General features: G+C 60.5%; 13 protein-coding genes and 1 pseudogene. 3 read left to right on the forward strand and 11 right to left on the reverse strand.

All coding sequences use genetic code 11. The annotated features are described in order from the left end of the window. Positions 1–5: 5 nt before the first annotated feature. Positions 6–1121 carry an ABC transporter substrate-binding protein gene (locus LRP30_RS30155; protein ID WP_249757113.1) on the reverse strand — a complete coding sequence of 372 codons (1116 nt, stop codon included), beginning with the start codon at positions 1119–1121 and terminating at the stop codon, positions 6–8. Between the two features lie 133 nt (positions 1122–1254). Here LRP30_RS30155 and LRP30_RS30160 point away from each other — a divergent pair, with 133 nt between their 5' ends. Then, complete coding sequence (locus LRP30_RS30160) at positions 1255–1737, forward strand: Lrp/AsnC family transcriptional regulator (RefSeq protein ID WP_091893989.1); 483 nt, start codon at positions 1255–1257, stop codon at positions 1735–1737. 29 nt (positions 1738–1766) lie between these two features. Here LRP30_RS30160 and LRP30_RS30165 read toward each other — a convergent pair whose 3' ends face one another. Next, positions 1767–2918 (reverse strand): diaminopropionate ammonia-lyase, encoded by a 1152-nt coding sequence (locus LRP30_RS30165; protein WP_249757114.1) that lies wholly within the window; start codon positions 2916–2918, stop codon positions 1767–1769. A gap of 261 nt (positions 2919–3179) precedes the next feature. On the opposite strand from LRP30_RS30165, the gene LRP30_RS30170 reads away from it, so the two are divergent. Then, positions 3180–4409, forward strand: a complete 1230-nt coding sequence (locus LRP30_RS30170; RefSeq protein ID WP_249757115.1) for an aminotransferase class V-fold PLP-dependent enzyme — start codon at positions 3180–3182, stop codon at positions 4407–4409. A 316-nt stretch (positions 4410–4725) separates the two neighbouring features. Here LRP30_RS30170 and LRP30_RS30175 read toward each other — a convergent pair whose 3' ends face one another. From LRP30_RS30175 to LRP30_RS30215, 9 genes and pseudogenes are all read right to left on the reverse strand, one after another. Further along, complete coding sequence (locus LRP30_RS30175; protein WP_249757116.1) at positions 4726–5022, reverse strand: hypothetical protein; 297 nt, start codon at positions 5020–5022, stop codon at positions 4726–4728. Between the two features lie 281 nt (positions 5023–5303). Next, positions 5304–6482 carry a Wadjet anti-phage system protein JetD domain-containing protein gene (locus LRP30_RS30180; RefSeq protein ID WP_249757117.1) on the reverse strand — a complete coding sequence of 393 codons (1179 nt, stop codon included), beginning with the start codon at positions 6480–6482 and terminating at the stop codon, positions 5304–5306. A gap of 2 nt (positions 6483–6484) precedes the next feature. Further along, entirely contained in the window at positions 6485–9922 is a 3438-nt protein-coding gene (locus LRP30_RS30185; RefSeq protein ID WP_249757118.1) for an SbcC/MukB-like Walker B domain-containing protein, read from the reverse strand. Next, positions 9919–10557 carry a DUF4194 domain-containing protein gene (locus tag LRP30_RS30190; RefSeq protein ID WP_249757119.1) on the reverse strand — a complete coding sequence of 213 codons (639 nt, stop codon included), beginning with the start codon at positions 10555–10557 and terminating at the stop codon, positions 9919–9921. The genes LRP30_RS30185 and LRP30_RS30190 overlap by 4 nt, the downstream gene beginning before the upstream one ends. Then, the gene (locus tag LRP30_RS30195) at positions 10550–12076 is read right to left on the reverse strand and encodes a Wadjet anti-phage system protein JetA family protein (protein WP_249757120.1); all 1527 of its coding nucleotides are present in this window, start codon (positions 12074–12076) and stop codon (positions 10550–10552) included. The genes LRP30_RS30190 and LRP30_RS30195 overlap by 8 nt, the downstream gene beginning before the upstream one ends. Positions 12077–12605: 529 nt before the next feature. Next, the gene (locus LRP30_RS30200) at positions 12606–12926 is read right to left on the reverse strand and encodes a hypothetical protein (protein ID WP_249757121.1); all 321 of its coding nucleotides are present in this window, start codon (positions 12924–12926) and stop codon (positions 12606–12608) included. 100 nt (positions 12927–13026) lie between these two features. Next, the gene (locus LRP30_RS30205) at positions 13027–14310 is read right to left on the reverse strand and encodes a type II toxin-antitoxin system HipA family toxin (RefSeq protein ID WP_249757122.1); all 1284 of its coding nucleotides are present in this window, start codon (positions 14308–14310) and stop codon (positions 13027–13029) included. Next, on the reverse strand, positions 14307–14591 hold the full coding sequence (locus LRP30_RS30210; protein ID WP_249761859.1) for a helix-turn-helix domain-containing protein: 285 nt from the start codon (positions 14589–14591) through the stop codon (positions 14307–14309). The genes LRP30_RS30205 and LRP30_RS30210 overlap by 4 nt, the downstream gene beginning before the upstream one ends. Before the next feature lie 162 nt (positions 14592–14753). Further along, positions 14754–14963 (reverse strand): annotated as a pseudogene (locus LRP30_RS30215) (site-specific integrase); the annotation flags it as partial. A gap of 625 nt (positions 14964–15588) precedes the next feature. Between LRP30_RS30215 and LRP30_RS30220 the strand changes: the two are divergent. Further along, positions 15589–15813 carry a hypothetical protein gene (locus LRP30_RS30220; protein WP_249757123.1) on the forward strand — a complete coding sequence of 75 codons (225 nt, stop codon included), beginning with the start codon at positions 15589–15591 and terminating at the stop codon, positions 15811–15813. Positions 15814–15885 lie beyond the last annotated feature (72 nt).

Consider the following 15885-nt stretch of genomic DNA (forward strand, 5'->3'; position numbering starts at 1 on the left):
CGATCCTACCGCGCACCAGCCAGCCATCGCTCCCACTGAGCCACGGCGATTTCGTTGTTCGCGCGCTCCCCAGCGGACCGAGCGTTCCAGAATTCATAGTCCTGCACGAACTGCTGTTTCCGCGCATCCGGCGAGGTGGGCAGAAGCTTGGCGCGGTCAGGCGGGATGAAGTCGTAGGCGCGCGAGTTTGGCGGTGCATAGAGTATGTGCTGCACGAATTTCGCCTGGTTTTCAGCTCGCGCGGAGAAGGCGAGGAATTTGAACGCGTTTTCCGCGTTTTTGGTACCCTTCAAGACGACCCAGCAGTCGTATTGCAAGATACCCTGATTCCAGGTGTAGCCAATTTTCGCCCCCTGTTCGTTCGCCGCGGAAACCCGGCCATTCCAGGCGCTGCCGGCTGTGATGAGCTTGTCGATGATAAGCTGGGGCGCTTCCGCCCCGTTGTTCCACCATTTCACGATGTTCGGTTTGATGCGACTGAGGCTCTTGAACGCCCGATCCCAATCAATTGGATAGAGTTTCGAGGGCTCAACACCGTCCGCCATCAGCGCTGCCTCGAACGTCCCGCCATCGGAGGCCCAGGTACCGGCCATCAACGAACGTCGGCCTGCAAATTTCTGGACATCCCAGACATCAGCCCACGAGTTCGGTGCATTGGATGTAAACTTCGACGCGTCGTACGCGATGAAGAGCGAATAGACGATCGCAGGCACGGTGAACTTGCCGACCTTGACAGGACTAAACGCCTCCAGGTCGGACTTGTCGAAATAACCGTAGTCGATCGGGAGCAGCAGATTATCTCGCTCGAATGTCGGCGCCTTACCACCCGGCAGAATCGTGACGTCATACCGAGGCGCCCCCGCGAGAACGCTCGCGCGCACAGCTCCCGTATCGGTGCGAGGTTGCGCGATCACCTTGATGCCGGTCTCGCGCTCGAAAGGCTCGAAGTAGGCTATCCGCTTTGCTTCACCCCAGGACCCGCCGCCGTCATAGACGACGACTTCGCCGGTGCCTTTTGGAATTTGAGCGATCGCGGGAGCCGGAAATAGCGAGCGCGTCGCCGCAAGGCCTCCGATGAGCGCGGTGCCCTGAAGAAGTCTGCGTCTCACGATGTCGACCATAGCTGCTCTCCCTTTACCTGATGACGACACTTGCTCCGACACTGCTCGCGCATATAATGTGACGTGCCGGCGGCGGAATTCGCCGTTTTTCATTCCTCCGTGCCGGAAAGTTGCAATCTTGAGGGAAGTTCGGATGGCCGTCACGCGCGCGGATCTCGATCGCCTCGATCTCAAGTTGCTGATGTTGCTTCAGGAGAACAATCAGCAGACCTCGGAAGAGCTTGGGGAGCGTGTAGGCCTGTCACCGACATCCTGCCTGCGTCGACTACGGCGGCTACGCGAGAGCGGCGCGATCATGTCTGATGTTTCGATCGTAGCCCCGTCGGTCACGGGAAAGCGGGTGACGTCAATTGTGCTCGTCGCTCTGGAACAGGAACACCTTCCTCTGCTCGACACCTTCAAGAGCCGAATGAGCGGCTATCCCGAGGTCACGCAATGTTACTACGTGACCGGGGCAGCCGATTTCATATTGGTCGTCAATACGGATTCGATGGAAGAGTATGGAGCTTTCACTGAAAGGGCGTTTTTCCCTGACAAGAATATCAAGTCGTTCACAACCTTCGTTGCGATGCAGACAGTCAAGTTCACGACGCGCATCAATCTCGACGTTTCCTGACTGGACGTGCGCGCTCTCTTCGCCGCAGCCTAACGGCTCCCGCTCCAGGCTGAGAGGTCTGTGGGGCCTTCAGTCGCGAACAGCAGAACTTTCGAAGACTGTCCGAGTGCGAGCCTGTCTCGATCTTCGCCAGCTGCTCTGATGAGACCGGCAAATCCCGCCGCTCCCGACTCGCCAACCCGAAGACGCGGATCGTCGGACACGCCTGCATTTAGTAGACGAACCGCATCGGCCGCTTGCTCGTCTGTGACAGTAAGGAAGCCAGTGGACATGGATTCGATGATGGGCCAAACGAGCAACGACGGGCTCTGGCACTCGAGCATGGCCATGTTCGTGGGCGGCCCCGACGGAAGACGTACAGGCCTGTCTGCATGAGCGCTCTCGTAGAGGCATGCCGACCGTTCTGGCTCCACGATCCACAGATGGGTATCGCGCCCGAATAGACCTCGCGCCCAGCCGTGGCCGAACACGCTTGCTGCAAGGCCTCCTACGCCAGCCTGAACCAGAACATGCGTAAATGGCTTTGGTTGTCCCGCCGTCGCTGCAATGATTTCGTCGATCAGGATTGAGTAGCCCTGGACCACGAGCGTGCAGGCAGTCTCATCTTCTCCCGGCCCGACTGTATCCGGGACAGCAATACAACCGTCCTGCGAAGCTGCCTTGGCCGCGGCCTCGACAGAGTCGTGATAGTCTCCGGCCACACGCACGATCGCAGCGCCGAGCCTCGAGATATGAGCGGCTCGCTCGTCGCTCACGCCTTCGTGGAGATACACGACAGCCCGCGCTCCGATGAGCCTCGCTCCTGCCGATACCGAACGACCATGATTCCCATCCGAAGCGCAGGAAAATGTGAGTTCGGAAAGCATGGATCGCACACCAGGCTCCAACAACTCTGCCGGCAGACTCGCTCGTCCCGTCCGTCCCTCAACGTGTTTCATAGCGAGCTTCAGCACCGCGTATGCACCGCCGAGCCCTTTGAAGCTGCCTATGCCGAGTCGCTGTGTCTCGTCCTTGATCCAGATCTCGCCTACGCCCAGCTTCTCGGCTGTACGCGGCAGAGAGATCAGTTTGGTAGGAGCGTAGCGCGGACAAGCTCGAAGCAGGCAGAGCGGCTCCTCCCCTGCGTTTCGGTCGCACCACCAAGGAATGTGCTTTACGTCCGAGGACGGACGCAGCAGCATGGGTCGAAGATGGCTGGATGGATCGGTCGATGCAGCCTTGACAGGCTGTAGGGGCGCTCGCAATTCGTCCTCCCTCGTGTCAGACCATACTCTGGCGAAACCCGATGGCGATTACCGCAAAGTTTGAGCTGCTCGATGACAGAATTGGGCATTGTTCGATGTAAAACGCCCGGTTTGGGCCTGAAGCTCCAGTTACGCTTCGAAGACTCGTGCACTGAACTTGGCCGAACGGGGCCTTAAGTTGAGGAAAGGTGATTTCCGGTGCAGCCGTCTTTTTCACAGCCGACAGGTTGTTCGGAATTCGCGGATCTTTCCGATTCCGACGTGGATCGTTTGCGGGAAGATACACCAGGCGTCGCAAATCGACTCCATTTTAATAATGCGGGCGCGGCATTGATGCCGAAGCAGGTTGTCGGCGGCATGATCGAATACCTGCAGCGCGAAGCGGAAATTGGCGGCTATGAGGCAAGCGCTGAGAACACCGCTCGCCTGGACGGCGTGTACGACAGCATCGCCCGGCTCGTCGGCTCCAGACGGGAGGAGATCGCGCTAGCCGAGAACGCCACTCTGGCATGGCAGCGCGCCTTTTATTCGCTTTCCTTTGGCCCAGAAGACCGAATTCTCACGACCTCAGCCGAATTTGCGGCCAACTACGTTGCGTTGTTGCAGGTAGCGCGTCGTACCGGTGCACGGGTTGAGGTCATACCTGACGACGCAAATCGTGTTCTCGACCCGAAAGCGCTCGAGCGTATGATTGATGCTCGCGTACGACTGATCGCTATCACGTGGGTGCCGACCAATGGCGGCCTCGTGAATCCGGCTGAGGCCGTGGGACGGATCGCGCGCCGACATGGTATCCCCTACTTGCTAGATGCGTGTCAGGCGGTTGGGCAGATGCCGATCGATGTCTGTGCACTTGGTTGCGATATGCTTACCGCAACAGGCCGGAAGTTCTTGCGCGGTCCGCGCGGGACAGGGTTCCTGTATATACGTAGCGATTTCCTGAAGTGCGTCGAACCTGCCATGATCGACCTGTTCGGAGCACCGTGGGTTGGACCTGAGCGCTACGAACTTAGATCCGACGCGCGACGATTCGAGACGTGGGAATCAAACTATGCAGCGCGGCTTGGACTTGGGATAGCTGTCGATTACGCGCTTTCGATCGGCATCGAGAGAATCGAACGACGTTGCCGTCAGCTTGCGAATGGACTGCGCGAACTGCTCGCTGCAATCGCTGAAGTGTCGATTCATGACCTGGGAGAACGTCCCGCTTCAATCGTCTCCTTCACAATTCGCAACGTGGGTGCACGCGAGGTCATGCGTCATTTGGCAGCAGGGAAAATCAATGTGTCAGTCTCGCCACCAACAAGCACCCCGTTGGACGCAACGCGGAGAGACCTTCCTGATGTCGTTCGCGCGTCGCCGCATTACTACAATACATTCCAGGAGGTTGAAACTCTCGTGTCGGCGGTCCGCCGAATAAGCAGTTGATGGTAGCCTCGCCGAGGCTGCCTAGTCGGAAGCAGCATCGGCGCCCGATCGGGCAGCGCCTCATAATCAAGGTACGACAGCAAGCAAGCCGCTGCACAATTGGACAGCTTCCACTCCGCGAGAGCTGAGAACTTGCCTAAGCTACTGGCCTAACGCTTCGTTAGGCTGTTACTTCTTGTCACCCTGCTGGTAGCATCCAACTAAACCATCCCCGACCACCACGAAGCCATCGGCAACGCGGCGACACCCCCTGCCCGCACGTACGACGACCCGCGGCGCCAAACATTGACGCCCACGTGTCGCAGATCGCACCCGATCAGACAGTGATGTCGCGGCCACGAGTTTCCGGCAACAACAGCGCACCGACGATCGCCGTCAGGCCGGCAAACACCACCGTGTACCAGGGCCCAGCGAAGATGTTACCGGTCGCAATGACGACCGCGGTCGCGACGAACGGAGCGAATCCGCCGATCCAGCCGTTTCCGAGTTGCAGGGCTACGGAAACGCCGCTGTATGGAGTGCGGACCGGAAAGAGTTCAACGAGAAGCGCTCCGAGCGGCCCGTAAACCATGGTCGCCAGGAAGACCATGGCGAACAAGATGGCTATGACCATGGGCCCGTTGGGCTGCGCCGGCGTCGTTGCCGATGACAGGCCTTTTTTCGGTCAGCACATTCACAAGCTTGGTTTCGTCGAAGCCTGCGACTGTGATCACATGATCCCCTCTGCTGCTGCTTCTGCTGATTATGGAAGGGTGTTGAGGACCACGGCTCAAGTTTGGAACTCCTGCTGATTCGCTAGAGCTGAAGCTTGCCGAAGGAGAGCCCAATAGAAAGCGAGTGACAACGTCGCTCCGCATCGGAAGATGGTCGAAGTCCGCACAGTCTCAGCATCCTCTATTCGTTGGAAAAAAGCAGAGGCAGGATGGGATCGAGTTCCTCCTGCTCCAGCGTCTTGGCATCTTCCTTCGCTAGGTACGCCGCCAGAGCTGCAATCCCGGACTCCGGCGGACATCTCGCCGGGGCCGACTTTTTCGACGGCACCTCGCCGAATCTTTCAGCTATTTCGACGCTCATCAAATGAGGTCGAACCGGGCGACCGACGGCACGCTCGATCGTATGGAAGATCCAGGTGCCGTCCGGATCGATGTCCGACCAATGGAAGAGCGGCGTGCGTTCGGACACCATGCCCGCGATCGTTCGCAGCGCCTGTTGGGTGGCGAGCGAAGGATAGCCACCCACGTACATCGTCGTGCCAAGTCGACCAGGGTCCGCCTCGGCAATGTGCCTGTTGAAGCTTGCGAAGTTCTCTATCGTCAGGACGTAAGTCGGAGGCTCCCGAAAGCGGATACGATCTGCCTCCTTGGGCGTAATTCCGAGATAGTGGGGTGAGGCGCGGGACAGATCGGCCCCATCTAGATCAATCCGCCCCGCGATCAGGAGCGGCGGAGCGAAGCGCTCTAACCCGATGGTTCGCAGCGCCTCTCGCGGGCGGGCGCCGGGCGGAAATTCGAGAATTCCGTTGAGAAGCCGCACGACGACGCCTTCTATGTGCTCGAGCGTCTTGCTGTAACCCACCGTCCTTCGTGAAAATGTTTTGTAATCGACGTCGAGATGCTTGTTGTCCAGGATCGCCTGAGCGAGAGCGAAGGCATCGCGCAGCTTGTTGACATCCGACGACCCGAATCCATGCCAGCTCTTCCCTCTTCCCCAAGCATCTGTGATCGACGGGATTGCCTCGACCAGGCGCCCGTCCAAGGCGAGGCCGGCGACGAGTCGCATACCAGCATCTTGCGCGAGCTGTCCGGCCGGAACGCGACCTAGATGGCCATAAAGCGCATTGGCCGCGCGCAGCCTGACGTGCGCGATCTGGTCTCGTCTGGCGCCCTTCCCCATTCCGAGACTGACTGCGCCGGCCTCTTCGGCGCGCGCGATTTGCTTTAGGAATGTATCGGCAGCTACCACAGAAGAAAACGCGTCGTAGTCCGGATGCGCTATGGGGCTCGCGGCCCCGCCTTCGTATCGGTCGAGGAGGTCGTTCAGTAGCTCGTTTGCGTCAGTGAAGCGCCGCGCCATGGCTACTCGGCGGCAAGGCGCGTGGCGAGCTCATCTTCGGACATCAGATCCGGATCGATCGCCATCAGTTCGCGCTTGGCCTTTTCTTTTAGCGCGACCACGGTCGCCCTCGACTGCTCGCCGATGCGATCCACTTCCACGATCGTGTCCATGTGCTCCAGCACCGCGACCCGCTTCTCGAATGGCGCCGCGATCACGAACTGTAGCCCCAAATTCTTGTAGAAGCTCATCATCTGCCGCTGGTTCTTGCCGTCCATCTTGGAGAAGGCCTCGTCGAACATGGCAAGCGCGAAACCCGAAGGCTTTCCGGCACGCCGCTCCGCGCTGCCGTAGACGGCCGCAAGCGAGGCGCCGATGGCCACGTAGATCGGCACCTGCTGTTCGGCGCCTGATCCGGTGCCGCGCCGCTGCTCCCAGCGGCTCGACCGCCCCGTCACGACGTCCTCCATATGGATTTCGAAGGTATAGAAGTTTCGGTAGTCCTCGAATTGGGTGAAGTCCTTATCGGGATCCTCAAGCAACGCCTCGAGCGCCAAGATCGTGTCCTTGTGCGGAAAGTCGTCGGGGACGTCGCCGCGGAATAGCATGTCCAATGCCTCCGGAGATGTCTTGCCGATCTCGATGATCTTCAGGATTGGTTGGAATTCCACCACCTGGGTCCGGTGGAACGAATAGCGCTCGTTGTGGAATGGGTGGGCATGCAGACTGCGGGTCAGGGACTGCAGATCCCGCTCCATCTTGCCGATCCGCGAAGTCAGCGCGTTGATGAACTCCCCGCGCAGCAGCGTGGCGGCCTTCTCGGCCGCTTCACGCGCCTGCCGCTCGTACTGGCGCAACTCGTTCGACTCGATGTCGTCGATCAACTGCGTCATCCAGGGCTTCACCTCCTGAAGAGGCTCGCTCTCGATGCCGACCTGAGAGCTGACGCCGAACTCCCCGAAATACACCTCCAGCGCCTCGCGCACCTCCCGCTCGATCTCCCTGCGCTTGTCGTTCGCCGCCTCGACATCCTTGGCGGACTTCTCCGCAATGACGCGATGGCGTTCGACCTCGTTCTTGTGCGGCCGGGCGTCGAGACGCGCCCGGTGCACGGGGCGGCCTTTCGCCACCGAGTAGAGCGAGAGGTTCTTGGCGAAGAGCGACCAAGCGATCTTCAGGTTGAGCTGAGAGCCAGGCACGTTTTCACCATCGCTCAACCTGCTTCGCGCCGTCCTCACCTCGCCGTCGTGCTTGTTGAAGGCATCCTGCTGGGTTTTGCGCTCCGTAAGTCTTCTCTGCTTGTGTTGGTGCTGGGCCAGCTTTTTGTCCCGGAGGCCGCCGTCGCCGGCGCCGTTGAGGGCCGCAAGCCTCGCCTGCGCGTCCGCTGCCTCGGCTTGGGCTGCGGCAAACGCCGTGGCTGCGGCCTTCAGGTCGTTGGAAGGGGCATCACAGAGCGTCTTCAGCGCCATGAAGGCGCTGTCGGCAATTTGAGCTTCCTTTTCGGCCAGCGCCAGCGAGTCCGCCAGATCTTCGGCTCGCTCCTGCAGGGCGCGCAGCGCGCTCGACTGCGCCGCCTTGCCGATCTTGTGCTGCGACGGGTCGATCGACCGATGCGTCCGGACGAGACCGTCGTCGTAGAGGCCGTCCTTCATGATGGCGCGGCCGGGCCTATTGAACTGGTCCGGCGTGTCGGCAAGCCGAACCGAGCCGTACCGGCGCATGATGAACGAAAGCGCGTCCGGATCCTGCGTCCGGAAGATCGAGGGGAAAGTTCCTCGCTCCGGCTTGGCCCTGAACTGTTCAAGCTTGTTGAGACTCACAAGGGAGGTACGGCGGAATTCGCGGCGTCCTTCCTTGAAGATTGCCGTGGCGACTTCGATCTGCGTCCGGTCGACGAACACCGCATCGCGGTCGCGGCCAAGTAGGGCCTCCGCGGCTCCTGCCCATTCGGACTCGGCGACATCGATCAATTCGCAAAGCACGCGCGGCGCCATTCCCTTCTGCCGAAGCCGTTGGCAGAGGAGTTTCGTATCATCCTCCAGGTGCGCTCCGGGTCCTCCGGATGCATGCTGCCGGATCCGCTCGAGGAGCTCGTTCCGCTCGCTGCGTAGCTTCGACAGCTGTGCGATGATCGTCTGACGCCCCTCGTCCACTTTCGCGAGCCGCTGCGCGCCCAAGCCCGTCACAGCAGCTTCCGCGGCAGAGAGCTCCCCGGAAACTGAGGTGACGGAGCTCGTCCCTGCGGCGGCAAGGAGACTCTCGACGACGGGAATGAGATCGTCAAATCCGTGGCCCGCCATCGCGCGCAGCGGCTGCAGCCGGCGGATCGTCTCGAGCCGAGCCTTGAAATCGGACGTCGCGCGCTGCGCTGCCTGCTCGGCTACCGAGGCGCTCTGCTGCAGCGACTTCCTGCCGGTCTTGGCATCGTGCTGGGCGATGGCCTCGGTCAGTCGTTCGATCTCGTCGTCGATCGCCTTGATGTCGTCGTCCAGGAACTTGAGTTCGCCAGTGGCGGCGTCGCGCTGGGCCGTTGCCAGTCGCAGCTTGTTCCTGAATTCGCGGTTGGCGGCTCGCGCAGCGAGCCATTCCGCGCGCTTGGCGATCCACTGTTCGCGGAAAATGGCTTCGAATGTCGCCTCCAGGTTGGCCAGGATTTCCCTCAATTGCTTGAGTGCCTCCAGCTTCAGGCGCATCTTCCGGATGGTATCGCTGATGTTGCGGTAGGTCTGGATCGACTCGCGCAGCTCCTTGATCCCGATCGGACTGTCCTCGAGGATGTAGTTCCGCACGAACTGAGTGGCGGTCTGATTGTGGTCGAGTGTCATGGCGTTGACGATCGACTTTTGCAGCGCGCTCGCGTTCTGCTCGCCCCACGGCGAGTGCGGCAGGAGATGCCGCATGTACTCGCGGACGTAGTCGCCCGCCCGGTCGCGGTGATTGACGAAATTCGCCTCGCCGACCGCGGCGACAATCCTGGCGCGCACGTCGTCCCACTGCGCGGGGTACTGCGACTTTCCTTTTTGTTCGATGAAGTCCTTGGATGTCAGGATCGCTCCAACCGCGACGAACAGTGCAAGCACGGTCTCTCTGGTGTCTGACTTTCGGGCCTCCAGTGCCATGCCGATGGTGACCGATGGCCGCTCTCCGTCCGCGTCTTCGAAGCCGAGCGCGATGTAGGTGCGCGCCTCGTCGCGCCGCCGCTGGTCTTCGCCGAGAGTTCCAAGACAGTAGTCGACGACGCTGCGTTTCGAGGCGCTGCGAGATTTTCCGCTGTCGCCGGCGACCGCGTTCAGGCGCAGGAAGCGGCGGCTGCCGCCCGTGAGAACGACCTGCGCCATGTCCAGGATCGTCGATTTGCCGGAGCGGTTTTCGCCGAGCACGCCGACGTGACCGGCCACTTCGATGTCGGCAACATCGAATAGATGCCAGTTCACCATCGTGAGATGGCGGAGCTCCATCATGTCTCTCCTCCCGTCCTTTGCGGGAAACGAGCCTCCTCGCTGCGGACGTAACGCTCCAGGCGCTGAAGGGCGTCACCGCCGCTGATTAGCTTGATCATCGGGCGAATTCTGACCTCCCAATCCTGCTGCTCGTCGTCGAAGTCGCCGATCTCGACCAGGTTGCGCTGGGCGACCTCGCGCAGGATGTCGCGGAAACGGGCTGCGGAGATCGCCCCTCCGCCACTGTGCTGGGCCATCTCCCGATAACGGTCGAAGAGGTCGTTCAAGGTCGCCACCACGACCGCGCGATCTTCGACCGCGCCGATGTTGACCTCCTGTTGCCAATATGCCGCCAGCACCAGCACCACGATGGTTTCGTCGAGCTTCATCCGGGGCAGTGGCACGTCCTCGTCCATGGCGACGATGCCTGCCCACTGCGCCTCCGGATCGCGATGCACCCGATAGCCGCAACTGTCGAAGAAGCCGTCGATCACATCGCGGAAGCGGCCGTCCATGATCGTGTTGAAGACGCTACCGGTCCTTGGGTCTCCCGCGAACACGAATTGTCGGCGCAACAGGAAGTGCAGCGCCTTGCGGAGATCGGCCGCCTTGTCGGCGCCGGAGGAATTCTCGATGTTCTCGAATTCACTAAGCATGGACCGTCCTGCCCTTCCGGAGCGGGCCCGAACGCCGGACCAGGAAGTTGGCGCACCGAAGCCAGTCGCTGTCGTGCGGCGGCGTGTCTGGACACGGCTCGAGTTCGAATCCGGCGGCGATCTGCACCGGCACTTCGCCGGTCAGCGCATAACGACGGGCGCAATCGAATGCGAGAAAGTCGTCCACGGTGTCGATCTCCATGAAGCGGGCTTCTTTGGTCGCGAAGGGAGGTACCTGCCCTTCGAGAAAGCGTCTTACGTCCTCGGGGTTCGGCGCGATGCGCGCGATGTATTCGAGACGGAGTTTCTTGCGCAGCTCGTACAGCGGATCCGATGGCGGTCCGGCGAGCGCCCTCGCCTCGACGGGACGGCGCGGCTGCCTGGTCGGCGCCTGATGATGCTCCGACCAGGGTGACCGCAGCGGCTCGACGCTCCACTCGACGGTCGCCTTGTCGTGCCGGCCGTCGCGCAGCAGCGCGTCCAAGCGACGTACCAAGTCGCCGGCCCGTCCGACGAGCCCCTGGGCTCCGCGTTCGGCGTATTTGATCGTGTTGCGGACCCGGGCCTCGAGCTGCCTGCGGAAGGTCTCGGTCCGATCGAACATCTCGCCGATCTGCTCGAAGATGTTTTCGATCGCCAACAGATCGTCCGCAGCGGCCATTCGCCCGTCCTCGACATCGGACGCCATACTGGCTGCCACGTATTCCTCGGCGAGCACCTGCATGGTCTCGGGGGTGTAGGAGACCCGTCGGGCGAGGTCGACGATGGCGTCGCGGAACCGGTACGGATGGTTGACGGTCAGGATGGACTCGAAATCCTTCAACAAGAGCTGGTCGACGAACTCTTCGAAAAAGGCCTCCAGGCGAGTGCCCACGGTCTTCGACTCCATGACCGTCCGGCGGATGCGCTTCAGGTCGGCGAGAATTGCCCGCAAGCTCTTGGTGAACTGGTCGGCCTGGTTGCGCGCCTCGCGGACAGCTAGTGCGGCTTCGCGCTGCTTACGGTCGGTGATCTCGGGCGTGAGTTTTTCAACTGCCTCGAGATTGAGACGGATCTGCACGATCAGTCCGCCGAACCGCTGCGAGAGATCCTTGTTGAGACTAGCCAACCGCTGGATGACGAGGAGTGGTCCCATCGCCATGTCGACGGTGACCCTCAGACCGTATTCCTCCTCCTCGAGCCATCCCCAGGCGAGTAACCGCGCGTAGAGCTGCCGTGCCAGGGCGAGTGCTTTGTCGCCCTTCTCGGAGGCGAGCGCGACATCCGCCTTCCGGATGCGGCGGCGGCCCGCCGAGATCATTTCCGGCAGCGCGCCGAAATCATCGCCCTCGTTCCACAACGCAGGATTCGCTCGCATGACGTCGTAGACGGCGTGGACGACCTGTTGGGGCGTCGGAAACGCCGGCGCGCCCGAAAAGAAGCGCTCATGCAGCTCGAGCAGACACGCTGCGTACAGGTGTTTGTGATCGCGCGAAAAGGCCAGAAACGCGTCGTCATGCAAATGGCGGAACAAGGACAATGGGCGCTGCTCCTTGGACCGGCTTCATCCCGAAGGACTCATCAAGTCGGCCCCTGAACTCATGATATGCGGCAGAATATTTTGGTTGAGGGTGGGTTCAATAGGGTGCAACCAAGGGAATAGTTCTTACTATGTTCCTGATACGCTTTCCAGTCCCGGCGTTGTCGAGTCTCCGAAAGTTGCAGCAGGGATCCCACCGCCGCTGGCTTCAGCGGCTCTAGGCTCCCGAAGGTTCGACGGGTGTCGGCCAGCGATACTACTGCCTAGCTGTTGAAATCATTTTGCTTTCTCGACATACGTAGATTCGGCAAGCAATTAAACGCATATATGCAAACATTTATGCATATTTTGCTTTGCGCATCCCTCACCTCCCACCAATGACCAAATGCTCGATGAGTTGCGGACCATCTTCCTGTTCGAGGCCGACCAGGTCCTGATCAGTTCCGGATGGCGAAGGCGGAGGCCTTCATCGGATTCCCGGCCGGAGACAAGGGCGCGTACGTCCACGAGTCCGCCCTCGAAGCTGGACCTATTGTTGTTTGCGGACATCACGGCCTCGCTCGAGCGGGCGTATGAGTTCGCGTTCAATCGCAGTCGGCTGAACACATTCGGCGAGCACGAAGTCCAGGATCTTCAGGTCTTCATGGAGGGCACTGCGCGCATCGGCGGGATTTCCTCCGCCGGAGAGCAGCACCGGTTCATGACCCCGGACGGATATTGCCGCACGGTGGCCGACGCCGCGCTTGCCAGGTGGAAGCGCGAGTGGGCGGGTGACTACTCGGCGACATTCACGACCCGCGAAACTGCCGCTGACAACCTGCATGAAGATCATGATCAGCGGCGCCGGCAATGCCGGCACCGATCATGGCCGCGATGATCGCGGTCTCGATGTCGACGCCGACGATCGTCATGCTGCTGCTGATGCTGGTCTATTTGCCAGCCCCCAAAAGCTAGGTTCCCTTTAAAAGGCGTTCGCAGTCCTGCGCTCGTTTGGTCAAAGCTATTGCCAATCGCTCGATAACGGCGTTCTCCAACCCCTCCTTTTGCGCGCGCGCGCGGATGTCGTTCACGAGGTCGGGGATCTGCCCGGCCATGGAGATCAGGGTCCCAATGACCACATCCGCGTCAGCCCGCGTTTCGCGCGCGAACTTCTGCCATTGGCGCAGCCCAATTTGATCGAGCTTGTATTCGCCTCCGACCTTCATGGCGAGTTTGACCTTCCGCAAGTCGACGTGATCGTAAGGAAGAATGCTGGCTATGTCGTAGAGCGGTGCGAGGCGTACGTGCGGGCCACTAGCCAGAAGCAAGGAATAGTTCTTTGCGTGAGCGTCGGAGCCTCCAATGAGCCAGTTGAAGCCCAAAGCGCTGACGAACGTCTCAAGGTCAGCCTCGCGGTCCGTCGAGTAGGTGCGTAGGAGCTCGATCACATCGGCGGGCGTTGGTCCGCCCTCGTTCTGGTATTTCTTGGTCGGGAGGATGCCCATGGCTTGGCAGATGTCCTCCTGATGCACGCGGATGATATCGTTCCCACGGACTTGCCGATCGTAGCGTTCCACCACGATCGCGATTTCCTTTTCGAACCACATCACCTTGGTTTCAGCGGCCGGCAGCCCGAGTTCGCGCGCCAGTTGCAGGCAAATATGCTCATTCTCGGCGTGACCATCGAAGTGGCCTGTCGGCGGTTTCAGGATATGGGTGGTCGGAATGCGTCCGGACGGAATGCCCCATCGCTTGTTCTTCAGGGTAAGAGCCGTTTTCGGCTGGGCGCCCGCAAGACTGAATTGGCCCGTGTCGCGGGGCAGACGCCAGGCAGCATGATCCTCACGCAACGCCTGAAGCCGGTTTGCTAGTTCGGGCTCGTCCAGCCATTCGATCTTGTCGTCTTTGCCTGTCTTTAGATCTTCCAGCCGATCCGGCGTTACAAACTGGACGGCTCCGGCGCAATCCTCGCCGACATTGGAAATGAGAGCAAAGACGTTGCGAGCTGAGACCTGGAACTTCTTTGCCCAACGATCGAGTACGCGCTCATTGTCCGGCAGAAGCCCCCAAAGAAAGGCCTGCACGGCGGCAGGGCCGTGTTCCTGTGCGGCAAGGGGCATGGACAGCGAGAGAGGGTAAGCTCCCGCTGATCCGCGCCAGTCGTCGTTATAGACGAAGGTCAGCCGGCTGCGGGCATCGCTGCGCACCCGGCCAACTTCATTGCCGTCCAGGAGCGCGACAAGTTCACTCGTCATGCTTTGCCCTTCTTGGCTTTGGTGACGATGGCGTTGATATCAACCGCGGAGGTTGACCCACGGCTGGTGGGCGTTCCACTGTTTGCGTCCAAAGGGATGCCGAGGACGTCGAGAGCGCGGAGGACAAGCGCCAGCTCTGCGCGCGGATGTCCGTGCTCGACCTCGATCACCCATTGACGGCTGACGCCGATGCGCTTGGCCAGTGTCCACTGGTCGAGCTTGAGGCGTTTGCGTTTGTCGCGAATGACGGCGCCGAGCTCGGCAGGTGTACGTATGAGCATGGGCAATCCAAATGTCAGCGTTCGCTTACTTTAGCGTATGTCACCGTTCGCTGACAACCGAAAAAGTCGTCGTTCGGCGACATTTCGGGACGTCATCGATCGACGACATTGCAAAGTCCGGGAGTATCAACCTTTTCAACAGCTTAACCAGATAACCTGGCATTAACCAAGCAATACCCGCTCCGCTGCGGCCAGTTCCCCGCTGTCATCATGACGCGGAAACAGGTGACCGTGGATGTCTAGGGTCATTGCGATGCTCGAATGACCAAGGCGCTCCTGAACCACCTTCGGCGGCAATTCGAGGCGGCCATCGACCTTGCGGTTGATACACCAGCTCGCGAAGAAGTGCCGCAGTGAGTGCAGCCCGGAATATTAGGGCTTATTCGAAGCTGCGGGGATCGATGAGCTTGCGGGTCTACCTACAAAGCACAGCTTCGTTGATGGGCTGGCAGCATTGATTAACTCCGGGCAGTTCGGGATCTCTTGCAAAGCCTCAGTTCAACAGCATCGAGCAAAATCCGGCCTCAAAATCGAAGTGCTTGCGGTAACGAGGGGCACTTGCGGCCGGATCAGAATTGCGGGCCTGCCAAATGAATTATGGGTGAATGTGTGAATGTAGAGTATGTACTGTCCTCGCCTGAGCCGGGCATAGCCGTCAAGACCAGAGTTGGACGAACCAAAGACACTGGGATGCGTGCATCAGGCGATCTTCAAGAATCGCGGCGCATTCGCGCCACTTCCCGCTTACGCCAGTCGGCTCGCGCGCAAGGTGTTGGCGATCGAGCGTCGGCGATGTAAGATGCGCAAGCGAACTCGCATTTTCTAGCGCGGGTCGGCTCCGTGCACGACCATCATCGCCGCGTTGCGAGCTCGGTACCATCAGGGCATCTACAAAAAACTAGCCTCTACTCACAGCGTTGAGGCCGCTGCCACGATTTCGCCTCTGGGAGATCGGCTAATTCATCAGTGTCATGCAGCGATTCGCGTGAGGCACGGGATGCCCGACTTGACGCTCTGGAACAAGCTGACTCGCAAGGAGCAGAGAATTGTCATTAAGCTGTTCGGCGGAGGTTCCACGCATGGCGACAGCCTGATCGAGACGGTCAACCTCACGCGGCTGGGTCTCGTCACTGAGAACGGTTTAACCTCGGCCGGCCTTGAGACCTTCGTCGCTGCTTTCAAAGCGCAACGTGACGCGCGTCAGCGGGAGTTGCTGGCGTAAATCGCGCGGCGCTACCAGAACGGCAAGCCCGCTGCGAGACGCTATGTTCGGTTAGGTGGGTCGGGTGCGCTG

It is taken from the genome of Bradyrhizobium sp. C-145, from assembly GCF_023375135.1.
Classification (GTDB): domain Bacteria; phylum Pseudomonadota; class Alphaproteobacteria; order Rhizobiales; family Xanthobacteraceae; genus Bradyrhizobium; species Bradyrhizobium zhanjiangense.